Source organism: Streptomyces rapamycinicus NRRL 5491 (genome assembly GCF_024298965.1).
GTDB classification, from domain to species: Bacteria; Actinomycetota; Actinomycetes; order Streptomycetales; family Streptomycetaceae; genus Streptomyces; species Streptomyces rapamycinicus.
In genome coordinates, this window is the sequence record NZ_CP085193.1 from 3447585 (window position 1) to 3470199 (window position 22615).

Genomic DNA, 22615 nt, shown 5'->3' on the forward strand with positions numbered 1-22615 from the left:
GGGTTCTTGGACGGGTACGGGCCGGAAAGTTGCGTTTCCCGCTCGTGGATGGCGTCGATCTCCTTGCTCAGTAGTGTCATGGAGATCTCCTCTCAGTGGGATGTGCAGTGGGTGCGGGCGGTGTGCACGGTCGCCTGGCGGATGGCGTCGCAGATGGCTGTCTCGTCGGCTTCGCTCATGCGGGGGTGCAAGCAGGGGCACAGCAGCCGGGCCGTGAGCCGTTCCGCACGGGGGCAGCGATGTGCGCCGATGTGGTCACGGATGAGGCGGTGCCCGAGGTAGGTCGGCGGGTCGCTGATGATGCTGCCGACCCCGTATCGGTCGGCCAGGGTATTCATGAACTGGTCGCGGCCCTCACCGGCCCAGGCGACGGGCACGAGCAGGTTGTGCCGGTAGTACAGGTGCATGCGTCCGTTGAAGGTCGGGGGCAGCGTCAGCTCCTCGACGTCGGCCAACTGCCGGGTGCGCTGGTGGGCACGGCGGATACGCGCGTGGTTCATCTCGTCAAGACGGGAGAGCTGGACCAGGCCCACTGCGGCCTGGGCCTTGGTCATCATCTGGTTGGTGCCCCAGTGCTCCCGACCGCCGTAGGTGCGGAGCCAGCGCAGCCGATCTGCCAGCGCGGAGTCGTTGGTGGTGACCATGCCGCCCTGCCCCAAGGTGGTCATCAGCTTCTTCGACTCGAAGCTGAAGACTGTGGCCCAGCCCTCGGCGCCCACGACGGCGCCTAACGGGGTACGGCCGCCACAGGCGCGCGCCGCATCCACGATCACGACCGGCGGCCCATGGACCGGGTGAGGATGCCGGTCGGCGAGATCTAGAAAGGGCCGCAGGTCAGCAACGGCGCCGTTCCAGTGCGTGACCACGATCGCCCGCGTCCGCGATGTGATGACGCGTTCGGTATCGGCCGGGTCCAGGTTGAGAGTGATCGGATCCGGCTCGGCGAGGACCAGGTGCCCGCCCTGGCCAATGACAGCGATGTGCGGGCCGACGAAGTTGATCGCACAGGAGATCACCTCATCCCCAGGCTCGAGGCCAAGGAAGTGCAAGTCCATCTCGAGCGCGGTACCGCCGGAGTTGAACGCCACGGCGTGGTCGGCGCCGGTATGAGCGCTGAAGGCGTCCTCGAAGCGCTGGGTGTACGGGGCGGATTTCCACCCCATGCGCCAGTCGGCGGCATCGTCCAACGCGAACTCGACGGCCGTGCGCTCGGCGGCCGTATACCAACCGCCCATGGCCGGCTCGACTGGCCAGCGTAGGCCGGCAGTGGAACGGGGGACGGTGGTGGGATTGGTGGGCATTCGTTGCGTCTCCCGGTCGTCAGAGCAGATGGCGGCGAGTGCGGTTCTCATACGCGGTGATTGCGTCGACCTTCGCGGCAGTCGTGGAGGTGGCCTCAAACCGGTAGGTCAGCCATTCGGCCGCCAGTCGGCGCGCAGCTGCGAGGCCGATGACGCCCTGGCCGAGAGCGAGGATCTGGGCATTGTTGGACTCCACGGAGGCCCGCACGGAAAGTGAGTCATGGGCGGTGACAGCGCGAATGCCCGTGACCTTGTTTGCGGCGATGGCCATGCCGAGGCCGGTATGGCACACCAGGAGCGCCCGGTCGACAATGCCCTCGACCACCAGGCGCGCCGCCTCGCAGGCGATGACCGGGTAGGCGGCGGCGCCGGGGTGGTCCCCGCTGGTGTTGATGACAGAGGTAACGCGTGCGTTTTGGCGCAAGTCGTCGCGGAGGACGCTCATGTACTGTCGGCCGGCTCTGTCGGCTCCGATCGCCACACGGAGGCCGGGCGGCATGTTCCTATCACTCATGGGTTCTCCTGCGTCCGGGGTGTCGGGTGTAGCCGGTGTGAGCGCGACGCGTCCGGCCGGATGCCCCTGACCTCACTCTCGGGGAAGCCGACTGACGTCCAGAGTCCGTCGGCCGGACGCGGCGCCGTCACATCAGAGTGATCCGCTCGCATTGCCGCAGGTAGTGAGAGGTGTCTGCCCTCCATGGGCGGTGCGGCCGCCTGCAGCGGGCGTCCAGCCCGCCCCCTACGGGGCGGTTTGATCGCGTGCCAAGGCAGGCAGGCAATCGTTGGACAGTACTGACGGCTTATCCGACGTCGCTCTGTGTCTGTGGGGGAGGAAAACGGTGGGATCTGAGGCGAGGCAGAAGTCGAAAGCGGTCCACGACGTCTCTTGCGGGAAGGCACTCCGCGAACGGGCCCTGGGCCGGGCGGGCTCCCCCGACCCCGTGCCGCCGACCCTGATGACGACGATCTCTGCGGAGATCGAGGCCCACTGTGGCCACCGCCTCCTCAAGTGCCGCCGCCTGGCGAAGGGATGGACAGTCGCCCGAGCTGTCGCCGCCGCCCACCAACTCGTCGAAACCAGAGGGCTCGCCAAAGTCGGTTTGTCCGAGCGTTCATGGAAGGACTGGGAGGCGGGTGTCCTGCCCAGCCCCGACTACCAAGACCTGCTGTGCCGTCTCTTCGCCACGAGCCCCGTCCAATTGGGCTTCGCCCGCGACTACTCACCGACCGCAGCGGATGGGACCAGCCCCCTTGGGAGCGGAAACGGCCTGGATGGAACACTGCTCGAAGGTAAAGCGGCGAGCACGAGCGCGGGCTCGCGGACCCTAATGGAGGTGGAGCCAACGAAGCGTCGCGACGCGGTGAAACTTGCCGGACTGGCTATGGCCGCCCCGGTTGCCGCAGCACAGATTCTGGAGCAGGCCGCCACCGAAGCCATGGAGTTCACCCGGCAGGCGGAGGCCACCTCTCTCGGCTCGGGAACCCTGGACCACCTCGACCTCGCGATCACCGAGTTCAACCGCGCCTACTCGATCAAGCCGCCCCGGGCCGTCTTCGACGCGGTGATGGACTACCGGCGAAAGGTCGACCGCCTGATGAAGGCCCCCCACACCCACCGTCAGGAACGCGAACTGCTGACGTTCGCCGGGTGGCTGTCCGAGCTCTTAGCATGGCTCGCCCACGATCTAGGAGACGCCCGCACCGGTCTGGCTTTCGCCACCGACGCGTTGGTCCACGGCCAGGAGGCCGGACACGGTCAGCTGTGCGCATGGGCAATGGATGCCGCCGCCTCCATCAACCTGTACGAGCGCCATCCCCACAAGGCCCGCCTCGCGGTCGCCAAGGGCCTCGCTGAGGCCTCGGCCAGACATCCGCTGACAGTGCGGCTGCATGCCCAAGCCGCTCGCGCCGCCGCAGCCGACGGCGACGCAGAAGGCTTCACCACCGCCTTCCATGCTGCCGAAGACGCCCATCGGTCCCTACCGACCTGCGCACCTCGCCGATTCGGCATGGACGTGATGCCACTGGCGGATTACGCGCTCACCTCGTATCCGGCGACCTCCTTCATCTGGCTCGGCCAAGCCGAGGAGGCCCGCCAACACGCCGAACGCGCACTGGCTACCTACAAGGCGGCCCCGAAGGCGTCCCGGTCTCCAAGTCGGGAGGCCATCGCCCGTATCGACTTGGCCATGGCCCATGCCCTGTCCGGCGCCCCCGAGGACGCCGTCGCCCTCGGGCACCAGGCCCTCGACTCCACCCGCGTGGTCGATTCCGTCCGGCACCGGGCCAGCGACCTCACCTCCTTCCTAACCCGCCGCTTTCCCCGCCGACCCGAGGTCGAGGGCCTGCGCGACCGCCTCGCCGCCCTCGACGCGAACGCTCGCCGAGCTCTGCCAGCAGCAGGCCCAGATGCATGAACACGGAGGAGACCCAGGTGACCGACGACCAGCAGCCCGTCGAGCACTCCCTCACCATCCGCAAGCCCTACTACGACCTGATCGCCAGCGGCAATAAGACCATCGAGGTCCGCGTCGGCTACCCCAAGATCCGCAAGATCACCACAGGGGACACCCTGCGGATCACCTGCGGCGACGACACCCTGATCACCCGCGTCACCGCCGTACGGCAGTACGAGTCGTTCTCCGCGATGCTGGACGCCGAGGACCCCGGCGCGATCGGCGGACCGGACATGGCCCACGACGAACTCATGGCCGCGATCCGCGACATCTATCCCCGCGAGAAGGAAGCACTCGGCGTCTTCGCCCTCCATCTCGCCCTCGTGGAAACCAGCGGCTGAGCCGCGCACCGCTGGGCCCGAGGGCACGGGGCCTCGTCGGACGTCAGGGGCGCGGTACGTTCCGGAGGTTTGAGCGGGCCATCTGGAGCATCTTGCCGACGCCCCCGTCCAGCACCATCCTGCTGGCCGAGAGCGCGAAGCCGGTCACCATCTCCGCCTTGATCTTGGGCGGGATGGACAGCGCGTTGGGGTCCGTGACGATGTCCAGCAGCGCGGGCCCCTTGTGGTGCAGTGCGGCGCGCAGCGCGGACCGCAGGCGCTTGGGCTTCTCCACCCGCTCGCCGTACACCCCGGCGGCGCGGGCGATCTGCGCGAAGTCGGGGTTGTGGTAGCCCGTGCCGTGCGCGGGCAGGCCCGAGACCAGCATCTCCAGCTCGACCATGCCCAGCGCGGAGTTGTTGAACAGGATCACCTTCACCGGCAGGTCGTACTGGACGAGGGTGAGGAAGTCGCCCATCAGCATGGTGAATCCGCCGTCGCCGGACATCGAGATCACCTGGCGGCGGCGGTCCATGAACTGGGCGCCGATCGCCTGCGGCAGCGCGTTCGCCATCGAGCCGTGGGTGAAGGAGCCGATCATCCGGCGGCGGCCGTTGGGGGACAGATAGCGCGCGGCCCATACGTTGCACATCCCGGTGTCCACGGTGAAGATCGCGTCATCGGCGGCCTCCTCGTCCAGCACCGACGCCACGAACTCCGGATGGATCGGAATGTGCTTGTCGACCCGGCGGGTGTACGCCTTGACCACGCCCTCCAGCGCGTCGGCGTGCTTCTTCAGCATGCGGTCGAGGAAGCGGCGGTCCGTCTTGGGGTGCACCTTCGGCGTCAGACAGCTCAGCGTCTCCCGGACGTCGCCCCAGACGGCGAGGTCCAGCTTGGAGCGGCGGCCGAGGTGTTCGGCGCGGACGTCCACCTGCACGGTCCGCACATCGGAGGGCAGGAAGGCGCCGTACGGGAAGTCGGTGCCGAGCAGGATCAGCAGATCGCATTCGTGGGTGGCCTCGTACGCGGCGCCGTAGCCCAGCAGACCGCTCATCCCCACGTCATAGGGATTGTTGTATTGAATCCACTCCTTGCCGCGCAGGGCGTGCCCCACCGGCGCCTTCAGCAGTTCGGCGAAGGCCATCACCTCCTCGTGCGCCCCGGCGCAGCCCCGGCCGCAGAAGAGCGTCACCCGCTCCGCCTCGTTGACCATGCGGGCGAACCGGTCGATCTCCGCGTCGCCCGGGCGCACGGTGGGCCGGGACGTCACCAGGGCGTGCTCCTCGGCGCGCTCGGGCGCCGGGCGGGCGGCGATGTCACCGGGGAGTGCCACCACGCTCACCCCGCTGCGGCCGATCGCGTGCTGCACGGCGGTCTGCAGGACGCGGGGCATCTGCTGGGGGTGGGAGATCAGCTCGCAGTAGTGGCTGCACTCCTGGAACAGCCGCTCGGGATGGGTCTCCTGGAAGTAGCTGGTGCCGATCTCGCTGCTGGGGATGTGCGAGGCGAGCGCGATGACCGGGGCCATGGAGCGGTGGGCGTCGTAGAGCCCGTTGATCAGATGGACGTGCCCGGGGCCGCAGGAGCCCGCGCAGGCGGCGAGGGACCCGGTGAGCTGCGCCTCGGCACCGGCGGCGAAGGCGGCGGTCTCCTCGTGCCGCACCTGGATCCAGTCGATCGCGGCGTTCCGGCGGACCGCGTCCACCACGGGGTTGAGGCTGTCCCCGACCACGCCGTACAGCCGCCGCACACCGGCGCGCACCAGGATGTCCACGTATTGCTCCGCCACGGTCTGCTTGGCCATCGCGCGCCCTCATCCCTTTCATCCCGGGTCGATGGGGTGGGTGACGGTCGTCCGCCACCTTGCACCTTTCGTCCATCAACCCATGGACGGCGCGCCTACGCCTCCCAGACGGCGGCCGCCGTACGGTCGTCGGCGTAGCCCTTCACCCCGGTCTGGGCGTCGGCGAGGAACGCGGCGAGACCCGGCGCCTCCGCGGTGTCCCAGCGTTCGGCCAGGCGATCGGCGAGGGCCGCCTCGCCGCGCATGGGGCCGGCGAGGCCCGCGCTGCACAGCAGCAGGGTGTCGCCCGGCCGGGCGACGGAGGCGCGGAACCGGAAGGGCCCGTGGACGGGCTCGGACTCGGGCGGCGGCGCGGGGTCGGGGCCGGGGTCCTGGCCGGAGCCGGGGTCTTGGCCGGAGCCGGGGTCTTGGCCGGAGCCGGGGTCTTGGCCCGGCCGCCGGACGGGCGGGCGACCACTCCCATAGCCGATGACGGGCCCACCGACGGTGTCCCGCTCGCCCCCGTCCGGTTCCAGGTCCTGCCAGACGCCGTCCCGCAGCCGGAAGAGCCCACCGTCGCCGACGCCGAAGAACACCCGCGTACGGCAGGCCGGATGCGCCGGGAGCAGGAGGCAGCGCACCGACGCGGTGTGGTCGGCGGGGGCGAGGCCGCGTACGGTCGCGCCGGCGCGCAGCCGCCCGTAGGCACGGTCGGTGAGCCGGTGCAGCCCGGAGCTGAGGGCGCCGCGGTTGGCGGTGTGGATGTCCTCCGTCAACCGGGCCTGATTGCCGCCGACCGACCCGGCGATCCACTCGCACAACTCACGCGCCACCCGATGCGCCCCCGGGGCCGCCCGCCGCCCACTCGCCACGGCCACCAGGAGAAGGGCGCTGTCCCCGGTCCCGAACCGCACCGCGAGCAGCGCGTCCCGCCGCGACTCGCCCCGGTAGCGGGCCGCGTCCCCGCGCAACGACGCGGCCCGAAGCGTCAGCGTGCCGTACCGGGCGCCCTCCAAGACGGTGTCGGGCACCACGTCCCGGAGATCCTCCGGATCGGTGACGGGAAGCGTGGTCGGCTCGGTCTCGTACGTGGGCGGCTCGGCCCCGACGTACGAGGCCGCCGCGGCCCGCCAGGGCCGCGCCGGATCGACCCGCAACGCCGCCTCCGGCGGAGGCGGCACCCCGGCCCCACGCGGCCCCGAGGACAGCGAGGGCGGCCCGGCCACCCCGGCACGCCTGGGCGGAGCGGGCGGGGCGGTGCGCCGGGGCGCGCCCGAGGGGCCGGTGCGCCCGGGTGCACCCGCGGGGCCGGGACGTCCCGGCTCGGCACCGGACCCCGCGCGCCCCTGGGAAAGCGGGGCCGCGCCGGGCTCCGCGTTGTCGCCCGCCGAGGGCGATGCGCGGTCCTGGGCGGGCAGTGTGGCACCGGGCTCCGCGTCGGCGGGAGATCGCCACCCCTGCGGGCCACCTCCGGCGTCGGAGCCCGGGGCGGCACCGCCCGGTTCCCCCGTCCGCGGCCCCCAGGGGGCTCCCGCGGCCGGTCCCTGATTTCCGGCGTCCTCGTCGCCGGCCAGCGTTCGGGAGGCCGAATCGAACCGGTCGTCCACGGAGTCGGAGGCCGCCGCGGGCCCCGCGTCGGCACGACGTGGGTCGTACAACTCGCCCCACCAGTCGTCCTCATGACGGCGTCCGTCGCCCTGCTGGCTCATCCCCACATTGTCCACAGGGAGGCTCCACGGGAACACCACGCGATGACCGGCCCGAGGCCCGCCCAAGATCCGCTCAAGCGAACCCGGGAGCGCTCACCCGTTGGGCCCTGGAGCCGGGCCCTGCGAGCGGCCCGCCCCCGGAGCCCGGGGCGGGGCGGGGCGCCGGAGACGAGCCGCTGCTCGCCCCGGCGTCAGCCGTGAACGCGGCCGGAGGGCAAACCCGAGGAGCGGGGGGTGGGACCCGGCGAGCCGAGGCCGGATGGCCGGAGCCGGACGGCCAGGGGCCGGGCGCCCGGGGCCGGAGCCAGGGCCAGGGCCGGGCCCGAGGCCACCAGGCGGCCCCCGCCCGATCAACCCCGCCCGCGCCCTCACCCCCTGTACGCCTCCAGCAGCCGCAGCCAGATCTCACTGATCGTGGGGAACGACGGCACCGCGTGCCAGAGGCGGTCGATGGGGACCTCGCCCGCTACCGCCACCGTCGCCGAGTGGAGCAGTTCGCTGACCCCGGGGCCCACGAAGGTGACGCCGATCAGGTGGCCCCGGTCCAGGTCGACGACCATGCGGGCGCGGCCGCGGTAGCCGTCCGCGTAGAGGACCGCGCCCTCGACCTGGCCCATGTCGTAGTCGACGACGCGGATGCTGCGGCCCTCGGACTCGGCCTGTTCCGCGGTCAGCCCGACCGCGGCGACCTCCGGGTCGGTGAAGACGACCTGCGGTACGGCCGCCTCGTCCGCGGTCGTCGCGTACTCGCCCCAGCGGCTCGTGTCCAGCCGCTCGACGCCCCGCGCGCGTGCCCCGATCGCCGCGCCCGCGATGCGCGCCTGGTACTTGCCCTGGTGGGTGAGGAGCGCCCGGTGGTTGACGTCGCCCGCCGCGTACAGCCAGCCGTCGGGGACGTCCGTCACGCGGCAGGTCTCGTTGACCGTCAGCCAGCCGCCCGGTTCGAGCCCCACCGTCTCGAGGCCCACTTCCGCGGTGTGCGGGGCGCGCCCGGTGGCGAAGAGCACCTCGTCCGCCTCGAGCCGTTCCCCGCTCTCCAGGGTCACCGTGACCGGCCCCTCCGCCCCGCCCGGCCGGGCGAGCCCCTTCACCGACGTACCGGTGCGGATCTCGGCCCCGGCCTCCCTCAGCGTCTCGGCGACCAGCTCGCCCGCGAACGGCTCGATCCGGTTCAGCAGCCCGGAGCCGCGCACCAGCACGGTGACGCGCGAGCCGAGGCCGCACCAGGCGGTGGCCATCTCGGCAGCCACCACACCACCACCCACGATGATCAGCCGGTCCGGCACCGTGCCGGAGCTGGTGGCCTCCCGGCTGGTCCAGGGCCGGGCCTCGGCGATCCCGGGCATGTCGGGCAGCGCGGCCCGGGTGCCGGTGCAGACGGCCACCGCGTGGCGGGCGGTGAGGGTCCGCTCCTCGCCGCCGGATCCGTCCGGCGGCGTCACCGCGACCCGCCGCGGCCCGACCAGCCGCCCATGGCCGCGCACCAGGTCGATCCCGGCCGACTCCAGCCAGGTGAGCGCACCGTCGTCCTTCCAGTTGCCGACCTGCTTGTCGCGGTGGGCGAAGACATCGGCCGCCGCCAGCGGCCCCCCGACCGCCTCCCGCACCCCCGGCACCTGGCGTGCCTCGGCCCGCGCGAGCACCGGGCGCAGCAGCGCCTTACTGGGGACGCAGGCCCAGTACGAACACTCACCACCGACCAGCTCCCGCTCCACGATCACCGTGGAGAGCCCGGCGGCGCGGGTCCGGTCGGCCAGATTCTCACCGACCGGGCCCGCGCCCAGCACGATGACGTCGTACTCGTCCGTGGCCTGGTTCATCGCAACCCGCTCTCTCGCTCGTATCACCGTCGCGGGGCCTCCGGGGGGCCTCGCAGGGTCATCGTGGCGTCGAGTTACCGCGCACAGCCACCCCAATCGGCGTTTCGGCCGAGCGCTCCCGGCATCCCGGGGCCTCGGTCCTGCGTACGGGGCGCGGCCGCGCGACAGTGATCGCATGACTGTTTTCAGCGAACCCGAGGCCGGCTACCTCAGATCGCAGCGGCTCGGCCGGCTGGCCACCGTGGACGCGCACGGCCAGCCGCAGGCGAACCCGGTGGCGTTCTTCCTCAACGAGGACGGCACGGTCGACATCGGCGGCTACGCCATGGGCGGGACGAAGAAGTGGCGCAACACCGGGACGAATCCGAAGGTGGCGCTGGTCGTCGACAGCCTGGTGAGCGAGCAGCCGTGGCTGGTGTGCGGGGTGGAGATCCGGCGAGGCGGAGCGGCGCACGGGGCGGCATGACCTCGGCGCCCAGCTGAGCGACGAGGTCATCCGGATCCATCCGCGCTGGGTGTACAGCTGGGGCCTGGAGGACGTGCCCGGGGCCAAGACCCGGAGCGTGAGCTGACCTGGGCCGGTCCCGGGCGCACCGCTACCGCTTCAGCACCGCTACCGCTGCCGCTTCGGCCCCCGCTTGCGTTCCATCATGTGGCGGCCGAGCGCCTGCCGCTGCTTCCAGTCCCGCCGCAGCTCGGCCCGCAGCCGCGCGTCCGTACGGGCCGCGAGCCGCTCGTTCTCGCGGAGCAGCTTGCGGTAGCTCTCCAGCCGCCGCTCCGGCAGCGAGCCGTCGTCGATCGCGGCGAGCACCGCGCACCCCGGCTCGGCCTGGTGGGCGCAGTCGGGGAAGCGGCACCGCTCGGCGAGCTCCTCGATCTCGGCGAACGCCTGTGCGACACCGCCCTCGGCGTCCCACAGCCCCACCCCGCGCAGCCCCGGGGTGTCGATCAGCACCCCGCCCGAGGGCAGGGGCAGCAGATCGCGGGTGGTCGTGGTGTGCCGCCCCTTGCCGTCGCTGTCGCGGATCGCCCGTACGTCCTGGACGGCCTCGCCCACCAGCGCGTTCGCGAGCGTGGACTTGCCCGCGCCGGACTGGCCGAGCAGCACGGCGGTGCCGGAGGCGAGCAGGGCGCCGAGCTCCTCCAGCCCGTCCCCCGTCGCGGAGCTCACCGCGAGCACCCGTACACCGGGCGCCGCCGTCTCGGTGTCGGACACCAGATGGGCGAGGGTGTCCGGGTCGGGCACCAGATCGGCCTTGGTGAGGACGAGCAGCGGCTGGGCGCCGCTCTCCCAGGCGAGCGCGGTGAACCGCTCCACCCGGCCCAGGTCGAGCTCGGCGGCGAGGGAGACGGCGATGACGGCGTGGTCGACGTTGGCCGCCAGCACCTGACCGTCCGAACGCTTGGAGGAGGTGGACCGTACGAGGGCGGTACGGCGCGGCAGCAGCGTACGCACGTAACGCGGATCGCCCTCGGCGTCCACGGTGGCCCAGTCGCCGGTGCACACGATCCGCAGCGGATCGCGCGGCGTCACCAATTCGGTGTCGGCCCGTGCCAGGCCGCTCGGGGTGACGAGATCGCACTGGCCACGGTCCACCCGGAGCACCCGGCCGGGCACCAGGCCCTGTGCGGCGTACGGGGCGAACGTCTCCGCCCAGCCGTCGTCCCAGCCATAGGCGGCGAGGGAGTACGGAGACGCGGAGCCGGAGGAGCCAGACGAGTGAGAGGAACCAGAAGAGGCAGAAGAGCCGGTGGAAGTGTTGAACACGGAGGAGGAAACCCTTCGAAGGGCGGCCTCCGAAGAGGTGTCAGCCGGAGGCCGCGGGGGTGGAAATGAGGAACTCCTGAACGCGAGCGGCGCTCGCCACCGAGACCGTCATCAATGTCCTCACCTCCTGTTTTCCTCAACGCGCGGCAACACGGACCAACACGGCCCGCACGGAACGGAGAAACCGTAGCCCATCCCCGCACGGGACGCCATCCATTTTTCTTTCGTTGAAAGCGAAGGGCCGCCGTCAACCGCCCTGTGACCAGGGGAACATGACCCCGAACAGCGGCTCCCGAACATGCTTGCGCACCCGCCGGACGCTGAGGTACCTTCGCGGCAGTTGATCTTTGTTTTCACGCGCGATAAACGGGTCAGGTCACCAGGTCACGGGGGAGTGTACCTAGTTGTCCACAGTCGCCGATTTGCCATGGCATCACGATGTCCATGATTCGGTAGCGGTCATCGGTTTCTCTTGTCGTTTACCAGGAGCCCGGACGCCCGAGGAATTCTGGCGTCTGCTCAGCGACGGCGCGGACGCGGTCACTTCCGTACCGGAAGATCGATGGACTCCGCGGCAATCCGACGGCGGGTCCGGGGCCCGACCCGAAGCCGAAGCTGGGATCGAATTCGGCGCCTTCCTCGACGCGGTGGACCACTTCGACGCCGGCTTCTTCGGCATATCGCCGCGCGAGGCCGCCGCCATGGACCCCCAGCAGCGGCTGATGCTCGAACTGGGCTGGGAATCCCTGGAGGACGCGGGCCTCACACCGGCCCGGCTCGCCCAGGGGCGGACCGGGGTGTTCGTCGGCGCCGTCAACGACGACTACGCCACGCTGCTGCGGCGCCACGGCGGCGACTCCGCGGTCACCCATCACACCCTGACCGGCCTGCAGCGCGGCATGATCGCCAACCGGCTCTCCTATCTGCTGGGCACCCGCGGCCCCAGCATGGTGGTGGACTCCGGCCAGTCGTCCTCGCTGGTCGCCGTGCACACCGCCTGCCAGAGCCTGCGCAACGGCGAATGCGACACCGCGCTCGCCGGCGGCGTCCACCTCAACCTCGCGTACGACGGCGCGCTGAGCGCCGCACGGTTCGGCGGGCTCTCCCCCGACGGCACGTGCTACACCTTCGACTCCCGGGCCAACGGCTTCGTCCGCGGCGAGGGCGGCGGTCTGGTGCTGCTCAAACCCCTCGCCCGCGCGCTCGCCGACGGCGACCGGATCCACGGGGTGCTGCGCGGCGGCGCGGTCAACAACGACGGCGGCGGTGACAGTCTCACCACCCCCAGCCGGACCGCCCAGGCGGAGGTGTTGCGCCGCGCGTACGCCGTGGCCGGGGTCGCCCCCGACGAGGTGCAGTACGTCGAACTGCACGGCACCGGCACGCCCGTCGGCGACCCCATCGAGGCGGCGGCGCTGGCCGAGGCGATCGGCGCGGCGCGGACGAAGGACCGGCCGCTGCTGGTGGGGTCCGCCAAGACGAACGTGGGCCATCTGGAAGGGGCCGCGGGGATCACCGGCCTGATCAAGGTCCTGCTCGCCCTGAAGGCGGCGCACCTCCCGCCCAGCCTCAACTTCCGCTCGCCCAACCTCGCGATTCCGCTGGAGGAGTGGAATCTGCGGGTGCAGACCGAGTTGTCGGCGTGGCCGCGCCCGGATGCGCCGCTGATCGCCGGGGTGTCCTCCTTCGGCGTCGGCGGGACCAACGCCCATGTCGTCGTGGAGCGGGCTCCAGCGGTCTCACTCGCCGAGGGTGCGGCCGAAGGCGTCGCGGAGGCCTGGGGTGGTGACGTACTGCCGTGGGTGATCTCGGGCCGGACGCCGGACGGGGTGCGGGCGCAGGCGGCCCGGTTGCGGTCGTTCGCGGCGGGCGGCTCCGCGGACGGATCGGCAGGTGGTTCCGCGGACCATTCGGCGGACGGCGACGTCTCCCCCGCCGACATCGGATGGTCGCTCGCCGAGCACCGGACGGCCCTGGAGCACCGTGCCGTGGTGGTGGCCGCGGACCGCGACGGGTTCCTGGCCGGGCTGGACGCGCTGGCCTCCGGTGAGCCGTCCGCCCATGTGGTCAATGGGGCCGCCGGCGAGTCGGCCGCGGGTCCGGTGTTCGTCTTTCCGGGGCAGGGCTCGCAGTGGGCGGGCATGGCCGCCGAACTGCTCGACGCCTCGCCCGTGTTCGCCGAATCCATCGGCCGCTGCGCCCGGGCCCTGGCCCCGCACACCGACTGGGACCTCCTCGGCGTACTGCGGGACACCGAGGACGGCGCCGCGCTGGACCGCGCGGAGGTGCTGCAGCCCGCGCTCTGGGCCGTGATGGTCTCGCTGGCGCGGGTGTGGCGTTCGCTCGGCGTCGTCCCGTCGGCCGTCGTGGGCCACTCGCAGGGTGAGATCGCGGCCGCGTGCGTGGCCGGAGCGCTGTCGCTGGAGGACGGTGCCCGGCTGATCGCCGTACGCAGCCGGATCGCGGGGGCCCTGATCGGCCGGGGCGGTCTCGCGTCCATCGGCGCGTCGGAGGAGCGGGCGGCCGAGCTGCTCGCGGACCGGGCCGACGTATGGATCGCCGCGGTCAACGGACCGGGCGCGACGGTGGTCGGGGGCAGCCCGGAGGGGCTGGCCGAGGTCACGGCCAGGGCGGCGGCCGCCGGGCTGCGCCACCGCCGGGTGGCCACCGCGTACGCCTCGCACACCCCTCATGTCGAGGCGATCCGCGAGGAGTTCCTGCGGCTCGCGGCGCCGGTCGCCCCGCGCGCCGGGGACGTGCCGATGTACTCGACCGTCACCACCGCCCCCATCGCGGGCGAGGCGCTGGACGCCGAGTACTGGTACCGCAACCTCCGCGAACAGGTCCGCTTCCACGACACCGTCCAGAACCTGATCGCGGACGGCAACTCCCTCTTCCTGGAGAGCAGTTCGCACCCGGTACTCATCACCGCCGTCCAGGACACGGGCGGTCTCGCCGTCGGCACCCTGCGCCGGGGCGAGGGCGGCACGCGGCGGGTGCTGCTCTCGCTGGCCGAGCTGTGGGTGCACGGGGCCGCCCCCGACTGGGGAAAGGTGTTCGCCGGGACCGGCGCCCGCCGGGCCGCGCTGCCCGGCCGTGTCTTCCAGCGGCGGCGCCACTGGTTCGACGCCGTGGCGTCTCCGGCGGCCACGGATATCGCGCCGGGGGCCGCGAGCCCGGATGTGGTTCATCAGGTGCGGGCCCAGGCCGCGGCCGTCCTCGGGCATACGACGGTGGCCGAGCTCGACACCGGACGGACCTTCAAGGATCTCGGCTTCGACTCGATCTCGCTCAGCGATCTGTGCAACCGCGTCAACGCCGCGCTGGGCACCCGCCTCTCCCCCGCCGCGCTCTTCAGCCATCCGACCCCGGCGCGGCTGGCGGAACACCTCGCCGCCGGTGGCCTTTCCCCCACACCCGCGGCGGTGGCCGCCCCCGCCGACGAGCCGATCGCCATCATCGCGATGAGCTGCCGTCTCCCCGGCGGGGTGCACTCCCCCGAGGATCTGTGGCGGCTGGTGGCGGACGGACGGGACGCCATCTCACCGTTCCCGGACGACCGCGGCTGGGACCTGGAGCGGCTGCACGGCACCGAGAGCACCGGCAGCAGCTTCGCCCGGAGCGGCGGATTCATCGACGGGGCCACGGACTTCGACGCCCGCCTCTTCGGCATCTCCCCGCGCGAGGCCCTGGCGATGGACCCCCAGCAGCGGCTGCTGCTGGAGACCTCCTGGGAGCTGCTGGAGCGCGCGGGCATCGCGCCCGACGCGCTGCGCGCCACCCGTACCGGTGTGTTCGTCGGCACCATGGACCAGGAGTACGGGCCACGGCTGCACGAGGCGCCGGAGGCGGTGGACGGCTATCTCCTCACCGGCAAGACCGCCAGTGTGGCCTCCGGCCGTATCGCCTATCAGCTCGGGCTCACCGGGCCCGCCATCACCCTGGACACCGCCTGCTCATCATCGCTGGTGGCCCTGCATCTGGCGGTGCAGTCGCTGCGCCGGGGAGAGTCCTCGCTGGCCCTGGCCGGTGGGGTGACCGTCCTCAACACCCCCGGAATCTTCACCGAGTTCAGCCGTCAGGGCGGGCTGGCCCGCGACGGCCGGTGCAAGGCGTTCGCGGCCGGGGCCGATGGCACCGGAATGGCGGAGGGCGTCGGCATGCTCCTGGTGGAGCGGCTGTCCGACGCCCGCCGCAACGGCCATCGGGTGCTCGGCGTGATCCGGGGCACGGCGGTCAACCAGGACGGCGCCTCCAACGGGCTCACCGCGCCCAACGGCCTCTCCCAGGAGCAGGTGGTCCGGCAGGCGCTGGCGGACGCCGGGCTGTCGGCGTCCGACGTGGATCTGATCGAGGCGCACGGCACGGGAACGGCGCTCGGCGATCCGATCGAGGCGCAGGCGCTGCTCGCCACGTACGGCCGGGACCGGCCCGCCGAACGCCCCGCGCTGCTGGGGTCGGTGAAGTCCAACATCGGCCACACCCAGGCGGCGGCCGGAGTCGCGGGCGTCATCAAGGCGATCATGGCGATGCGCCATGGTGTCGTCCCCGCCACGCTGCATGTGGACGAGCCGACCCCGCACGTGGACTGGGGGTCCGGTGGTGTGGAGCTGGTGACGGAGGAGCGCCCGTGGCCGGAGGCCGGACGGGCGCGGCGGGCCGGAGTCTCGTCGTTCGGCATCAGCGGGACCAACGCCCATGTGGTCCTGGAGCAGGCCCCATCGGCCCCCGTCCCCGTCCCCGTTCCCGTTCCCGCCCCCTCCCGCGTCCCTCGCCCCGCCAATCCGCTCGTCGAGGCGGAGGGTGTGCTGCCGTGGGTGGTGTCGGGCCGTTCGCCCGCCGCGCTGCGGGCGCAGGCCGCCCGGTTGGGTGCGTTCGCCGCCGCTGCCACCTCCTCCGACGCCACGCCATCGGACATCGCGTGGGCGCTGGCGACACAGCGGGCCGCCATGGAACATCGTGCGGTGGTGGTGGCCGCCGACCGGGACACCTTCCTGGCCGGGCTGGACGCGATCGCCACCGGAGAGCCCTCCGCTCATGTGGTGGCTGGGGTGGCCGCCGGGTCGGCCGCCGGTCCAGTGTTCGTCTTTCCGGGACAGGGTTCGCAGTGGGTCGGCATGGCCGCCGAACTGCTCGACACCTCACCCGAGTTCGCCGAATCCATCGACCGCTGCGCCCAAGCTCTCGCTCCGCATATCGACTGGGATCTGCTCGATGTGCTGCGGGCGACCGGGGATGAGGCGGCGCTGGAACGGGTGGACATCGTCCAGCCCGCCCTCTGGGCCGTCATGGTGTCCCTGGCCCAGGTGTGGCGTTCGCTCGGTATCGAGCCCTCCGCCGTCATCGGCCACTCCCAGGGCGAGATCGCAGCCGCGTGCGTAGCCGGAGCGCTGACCTTGGAAGACGGCGCACGGCTCGTGGCGCTGCGCAGCCGCCTCATCGCCCAGGAACTGGCCGGACACGGCGGCATGGCCTCCCTCACCGCCCCCGCCGACCAGGCGCGCGAGCTGCTGACCGGCCGCGACGACGTCTGGATCGCCACTGTCAACGGCCCGACCTCCACCGTCGTCGCCGGGAGCCCCGCCGCGCTCACCGACGTCATGGCGCAAGCGGAAACCACCGGGATCCGGGCCCGTGCGATCGCCGTCGACTACGCGTCCCACACCCCGCACGTCGACCGCATCCGGGAACAGCTCCTTGAGCTCGCCGCGCCCATCACTCCCCAAGCCGGGCATGTGCCCATGTACTCCACCGTCACCGCCGCCCCCATCGACGGCGAGACCCTCGACGCCGAGTACTGGTACCGCAACCTCCGCGAACAGGTCCGCTTCCACGACACGCTGCGGACTTCGCTGGCCAACGGCCACACCCTCTACCTGGAGGCCAGCCCCCACCCCGTCCTCACCACCGCCGTCGAGGAAACCGGCCACGCCGCCGACCAGCGCATCCTCGCCACCGGCACTCTCCGCCGTGACCAGGGTGGCGTCCGGCAGTACCTCGGCGCCCTCGCCACCCTGTGGGCCCATGGTGTGGCCCCCGACTGGGCGGCGGTGTTCGCACCCGGCGGCGACACACCCGTCGATCTGCCCACCTACGCCTTCCAGCGCGAGCGCTACTGGCTCGCGCCCGTCGGCCCCGGCTCCGCCGTACGGGTCGACCTGCCGTCCGCCACCGTGGCGGCCGAAGGACCCGAGGGGCTTGAGGCGCTTGAGGGGCTCGGCGGCTTCGCACGCCGGGTGGCCGACGCGGCCGAGGGCGCGCCCCGGCTACGGGTGGTGCTGGACCAGGTGTGCCGCCACGCGGCGGCCGTGCTGGGGCTGTCGTCGGTGGACGAGGTGGAGACGCGGAAGGTCTTCCGGGACCTCGGCTTCGACTCGCTGACCGCCGTGGAGCTGCGGAACCGGCTGGCCGCGGCGACGGGTGTGGCGCTCGCGCCATCCGTCGTCTTCGACTATCCGACGCCCCTGACACTGGCCCAGCATCTGCTGGACCGGATCACGGGCGGGGACACCGCCGGAGCGGACCCGTACGCGCCGGGCGCCGTCGTACCGGTAGTGCCCGGGGCGACCGCCCTGGACGAGCCGATCGCGATCGTGGCCACGAGCTGCCGTTTCCCCGCGGGCGTACGGTCGCCCGAGGATCTGTGGCGGCTGCTGCTGTCCGACCAGGACACCCTCTCCGCGTTCCCGGCGGACCGCGGCTGGGATCTCGACGCGCTCCGCCACCCCGACCCCGCACGCCCCGGCAGCAGCTATGTCCACCAAGGCGGATTCCTCCTGGACGCCGCCGACTTCGATGCCGACTTCTTCGGCATCTCGCCGCGCGAGGCGATGGCGATGGACCCCCAGCAGCGGCTGCTGCTCGAGACCTCCTGGGAGGCGCTGGAACACGCGGGCATCGACCCGCTGTCGCTGCGCGGCAGCCGAACCGGGGTGTTCATCGGCCTCGTACCGCACGGCTACGGCGGTGAGGGCGCCGACACCGAGGGGTCCGAGGGCTACCTCTTCACCGGGGCGGCGGGAAGCGTGGCATCCGGCCGGATCGCCTACGGCTTCGGGCTGACCGGACCGGCCGTCACGGTGGACACGGCGTGTTCGTCCTCACTGGTGGCACTGCATCTCGCCGTACAGGCACTGCGCAACGGCGACTGCGGGATGGCCCTCGTGGGCGGCGTCTCGGTGATCTCCACACCGGGTGTGTTCACCGAGTTCAGCCATCAGCGCGGGCTCGCCCCCGACGGCCGCTGCAAGCCCTTCGCGGCGGCGGCGGACGGCACCGCGTGGGCGGAGGGCGTGGGTGTGCTGCTGGTCGAACGGCTGTCGGAGGCCCGCCGCAACGGCCACCAGGTGCTCGCCGTCATCCGTGGCACGGCGGTCAACCAGGACGGCGCCTCCAACGGCCTCACCGCGCCCAATGGACCATCCCAACAGGCCGTCATCCGGCAAGCGTTGGCGAACGCACGTCTCACGCCGTCCGATATCGATGTGATCGAGGCGCACGGAACCGGTACGGCGCTGGGCGACCCCATCGAGGCACAGGCGCTGCTCGCCACGTACGGCCAGGGCCGATCCGCCGAACACCCCGCGCTGCTGGGCTCGATGAAGGCCCACGTCGGCCACACCGGCGCGGCGGCCGGGGTCGCGGGCATCGTCAAGATGGTGCTGGCCCTGCGCAACGGCGTCGTTCCCCGCACCCCGCATGTGGACGAGCCGACGCCGCAGGTGGACTGGGGCTCCGGCGCGGTGCGGCTGGTGACGGAGACTATGAGCTGGCCCGACGCGGAACGGGCACGCCGCGCGGCGGTGTCGTCGTTCGGGGTCAGCGGCACCAACGCCCATGTGATTCTGGAAGCGGCCCCGACGGCGGACCCCACGTCCCAGGACACGCCCACGGAGGGCGCGCTGCCGTGGGTGATCTCGGCGCGTTCGGAGGCCGCGCTACGGGCCCAGGCAGCGCAGTTGCGCGCGTTCGTGGCCACGAGCGATCGGCATCTCGCCGACATTGGCTCGACGCTGGCACTGCGCCGGGCCGCGCTGGAGCACCGCGCGGTGGTGGTGGCCGCCGACCGGGACGACTTCCTGGCCGGGCTGGACGCGATCGCCACCGGAGAGCCCTCCGCTCATGTGGTGGCTGGGGTGGCCGCCGGGTCGGCCGCCGGTCCAGTGTTCGTCTTTCCGGGACAGGGTTCGCAGTGGGTCGGCATGGCCGCCGAACTGCTCGACACCTCACCCGAGTTCGCCGAATCCATCGACCGCTGCGCCCAAGCTCTCGCTCCGCATATCGACTGGGATCTGCTCGATGTGCTGCGGGCGACCGGGGATGAGGCGGCGCTGGAACGGGTGGACATCGTCCAGCCCGCCCTCTGGGCCGTCATGGTGTCCCTGGCCCAGGTGTGGCGTTCGCTCGGTATCGAGCCCTCCGCCGTCATCGGCCACTCCCAGGGCGAGATCGCAGCCGCGTGCGTAGCCGGAGCGCTGACCTTGGAAGACGGCGCACGGCTCGTGGCGCTGCGCAGCCGCCTCATCGCCCAGGAACTGGCCGGACACGGCGGCATGGCCTCCCTCACCGCCCCCGCCGACCAGGCGCGCGAGCTGCTGACCGGCCGCGACGACGTCTGGATCGCCACTGTCAACGGCCCGACCTCCACCGTCGTCGCCGGGAGCCCCGCCGCGCTCACCGACGTCATGGCGCAAGCGGAAACCACCGGGATCCGGGCCCGTGCGATCGCCGTCGACTACGCGTCCCACACCCCGCACGTCGACCGCATCCGGGAACAGCTCCTTGAGCTCGCCGCGCCCATCACCCCCCGCGCCGGTGACGTCCCCCTGTACTCCACCGTCACCGCCGCCCCCATCGACGGCGAGACCCTCGACGCCGAGTACTGGTACCGCAACCTCCGCGAACAGGTCCGCTTCCACGACACGCTGCGGACTTCGCTGGCCAACGGCCACACCCTCTACCTGGAGGCCAGCCCCCACCCCGTCCTCACCACCGCCGTCCAAGAGACCAACGCCCACGCCATCCCCACCCTCCGCCGCGACCACGGCGGCATCCAGCAACTCCTCACCACCCTCGCCACCCTCTGGACCCACGGCCTCACCCCCAACTGGCCCGCAGTCCTCACCCCCAACAACCCCACCCCCGCCAGCCTCCCCACCTACCCCTTCCAACGCCACCGCTACTGGCTGGACACCGCGACCCCGGGCCGACACCGCGCCAACGCGACGACGGGCCCGGATCCGCACACCGGTTTCTGGGAAGCCGTGGAGCGCGAGGACCTGGAAGGGCTGGCTCGGACCCTGCGGCTGGGGGAATCCCAGGCGGAGTTGACGACCCTGCTGCCCGCGCTGTCGGCGTGGCATCGACGGCAGAGCGCGGCGTCCACGATGGACGCGTGGCGGTATCGCGAGGGCTGGCGGCCGCTGCCCGACACCGCCTCATCCGCGCTGTCCGGCACCTGGCTCGTCGTCCTGGCACCCGACCAGAAGGGCGATGCGCTGTACGAGGCGATCGCCACGGCCCTGGACCGGCACGGGGCCACGGTGGAAACGGTGGTCGTGGCGCCCGACGATCCGCGCCGCTGGGCAGACACCCTCGCCGCCCTCACCGCACACACCACGGCGCACGCCACCGCGCCCGTCGTCGGCGTGCTCTCGCTGCTCGCCCGCGACGAGGCCGCCGGGCTGCACCGCACGCTGCGGCTGGTCCAAGGACTGGAGGCAGTGGGGCTGTTCGCGCCGCTGTGGTGCGTCACCCAGGGCGCGGTGTCGGTCGGCGACCACGATCCGCTGACCGGCCCGGCGCAGGCGCTGGTGTGGGGTCTGGGCCGAGTGGCGGCGCAGGAACTCGCCACCCGCTGGGGCGGGTTGGTGGATCTGCCCCAGGAGCTGGACGAACGGGCGACGGTCCGGCTGTGTGCCGTACTGGCCGCCGGTGGCCACGAGGACCAGGTCGCGGTCCGCGCCACCGGGATCCTCGGGCGCCGGGTCGTCAGGGCGCCACGCCTCGGCGATGTTCTCGATGACGGCTGGTCCCCCGGCCCTGGCACGGTTCTGATCACCGGTGGCACCGGCGCCCTCGGCAGCCAGGTGGCCCGTCGGCTCGCGGCCCGTGGCGCCGAGCATCTGCTGCTCGTCAGCCGTCGCGGGGACACCGCGCCGGGAGCGGACGAGCTGGTGGCCGAGGTGACCGCCTCGGGAGCCAAGGCGACCGTGGCGGCCTGCGATGTCGGGGACGCGGACGCGCTCCGCGCGCTTCTGGCGTCGATTCCGCCCGCGTACCCCCTGACCTCGGTGTTCCACACGGCGGCCGTCCTGGACGACGCCGCCATCACCTCCCTCACCCCCGAGCAGGTGGACCGTGTGCTGCGGGTGAAGGCGGATGCGGCGTGGCGGCTGCACGAGCTGACCCGGGACCTGGAGCTGTCCGCGTTCGTGCTGTTCTCCTCCCTGGCGGGCACCGTGGGCATGGTCGGTCAGGGCAACTACGCGCCCGCCAACGCCTATATGGATGCCCTTGCTCGCCACCGCCGCTCCCGGGGGCTGGTGGCCACCTCCGTGGCCTGGGGCTCCTGGGCGCAGGGCGGGATGGCCGAACGGGACGCGGTGACCGAGCTGCGGCTGCGCCATGGCGTACCGCTGCTGCCGCCGGAGTCGGCACTCCTCGCGCTGGAGGCCGCGCTGGCGGACGGCGAAACGGCCCTGGTGATCGCCGACATCGACTGGGACCGCTTCGCCCACGCCTACACCGCCGCCCGCCCCAGCCATCTGCTCGATGAGATCTCCGAGGCCCGGCGGGCGCTCGGCGCGGTCGAGGATGCCGGGGGCGGGGCCCCGGGCGGAGGTACGGGCGATACGGCGGCGGCCCTGCGCGACCGGCTCGCCGACGCGAAGCCCGAGGAGCGCGAACGGCGGCTCCTCGAAGCCGTACGCGGCCAGGTGGCCGCGGTCCTCGGCCATGGCTCGGCCGAGGCCGTGGGCACCAGGCGGCCGTTCCTGGAGCTCGGCCTGGACTCGGTCACGGCGGTGGAGCTGCGCAACCGGCTCGGGAGCGTCACGGGCCTCCAACTGCCCGCCACCGTGATCTTCGACTTTCCGACCGTGGCCGAGCTCGTCGACTATCTGTCCGCACAGCTCTTCAGCGGTATCGGCGCCGACCCGGACGGCACCGGTCAAGCCACCACGGGTGACGGCACCGCCGAACTCGACGGCCTGGAACGGCTGTTGGTGTCGCTGCCGAGCGACGCCCCCGCCCGTTCCGAGATCGCCGACCGGCTGCGCCGGCTGCTCCGGTCCGCCATGGACGCCATGGACGTCGTAGGCACCGTGGACACCGCCGAGGAGCCGGTGACGTCCGACGATCTCGAAGCGGCCACCAACGACGAGCTCTTCGACTACATCGAGAAGGAGTTCGGGATCTCCTGATCCCCCTCCGCCCGCCCCGCTGACCAGCCGGT

At 72.3% G+C, this 22615-nt stretch carries 9 protein-coding genes and 1 pseudogene; 4 read left to right on the plus strand and 6 right to left on the minus strand.

All coding sequences use genetic code 11. The annotated features are described in order from the left end of the window. Positions 1-92: 92 nt before the first annotated feature. Both LIV37_RS13905 and LIV37_RS13910 read right to left on the minus strand, forming a co-directional pair. Positions 93-1301: a DegT/DnrJ/EryC1/StrS family aminotransferase gene (locus LIV37_RS13905; RefSeq protein WP_121825494.1), complete on the minus strand. Its 1209-nt coding sequence runs from the start codon at positions 1299-1301 to the stop codon at positions 93-95. Between the two features lie 19 nt (positions 1302-1320). Beyond that, a complete protein-coding gene (locus LIV37_RS13910; RefSeq protein WP_274596684.1) occupies positions 1321-1815 on the minus strand; it encodes an RpiB/LacA/LacB family sugar-phosphate isomerase in 495 nt (164 codons plus the stop codon). 427 nt (positions 1816-2242) lie between these two features. On the opposite strand from LIV37_RS13910, the gene LIV37_RS13915 reads away from it, so the two are divergent. Together LIV37_RS13915 and LIV37_RS13920 are read left to right on the plus strand one after the other, a co-directional pair. Further along, positions 2243-3718 (plus strand): NsdA family TPR-like regulatory protein, encoded by a 1476-nt coding sequence (locus LIV37_RS13915; RefSeq protein WP_243146340.1) that lies wholly within the window; start codon positions 2243-2245, stop codon positions 3716-3718. Further along, complete coding sequence (locus LIV37_RS13920) at positions 3715-4098, plus strand: ASCH domain-containing protein (protein ID WP_020867760.1); 384 nt, start codon at positions 3715-3717, stop codon at positions 4096-4098. The genes LIV37_RS13915 and LIV37_RS13920 overlap by 4 nt, the downstream gene beginning before the upstream one ends. 43 nt (positions 4099-4141) lie before the next feature. Here the strand turns inward: LIV37_RS13920 and LIV37_RS13925 are convergent, their stop codons facing one another. The 3 genes from LIV37_RS13925 to LIV37_RS13935 all read right to left on the minus strand — a co-directional run bounded on the left by LIV37_RS13925 (position 4142) and on the right by LIV37_RS13935 (position 9392). Further along, complete coding sequence (locus LIV37_RS13925; protein ID WP_020867761.1) at positions 4142-5884, minus strand: pyruvate dehydrogenase; 1743 nt, start codon at positions 5882-5884, stop codon at positions 4142-4144. A 95-nt stretch (positions 5885-5979) separates the two neighbouring features. Further along, positions 5980-7572, minus strand: coding sequence for a protein phosphatase 2C domain-containing protein (locus LIV37_RS13930; RefSeq protein ID WP_121826057.1), 1593 nt, complete (start codon positions 7570-7572; stop codon positions 5980-5982). 368 nt (positions 7573-7940) lie between these two features. Continuing rightward, a complete protein-coding gene (locus LIV37_RS13935) occupies positions 7941-9392 on the minus strand; it encodes a dihydrolipoyl dehydrogenase family protein (RefSeq protein ID WP_020867762.1) in 1452 nt (483 codons plus the stop codon). A gap of 175 nt (positions 9393-9567) precedes the next feature. Between LIV37_RS13935 and LIV37_RS13940 the strand changes: the two are divergent. Next, positions 9568-9964 (plus strand): annotated as a pseudogene (locus LIV37_RS13940) (PPOX class F420-dependent oxidoreductase). A 41-nt stretch (positions 9965-10005) separates the two neighbouring features. Here LIV37_RS13940 and rsgA read toward each other — a convergent pair. Beyond that, positions 10006-11160: a ribosome small subunit-dependent GTPase A gene (rsgA, locus tag LIV37_RS13945; RefSeq protein ID WP_121825493.1), complete on the minus strand. Its 1155-nt coding sequence runs from the start codon at positions 11158-11160 to the stop codon at positions 10006-10008. A gap of 422 nt (positions 11161-11582) precedes the next feature. Between rsgA and LIV37_RS13950 the strand changes: the two genes are divergently transcribed. After that, positions 11583-22583, plus strand: a complete 11001-nt coding sequence (locus tag LIV37_RS13950) for a type I polyketide synthase (RefSeq protein WP_167525885.1) — start codon at positions 11583-11585, stop codon at positions 22581-22583. The last annotated feature ends 32 nt before the right edge of the window (positions 22584-22615 follow it).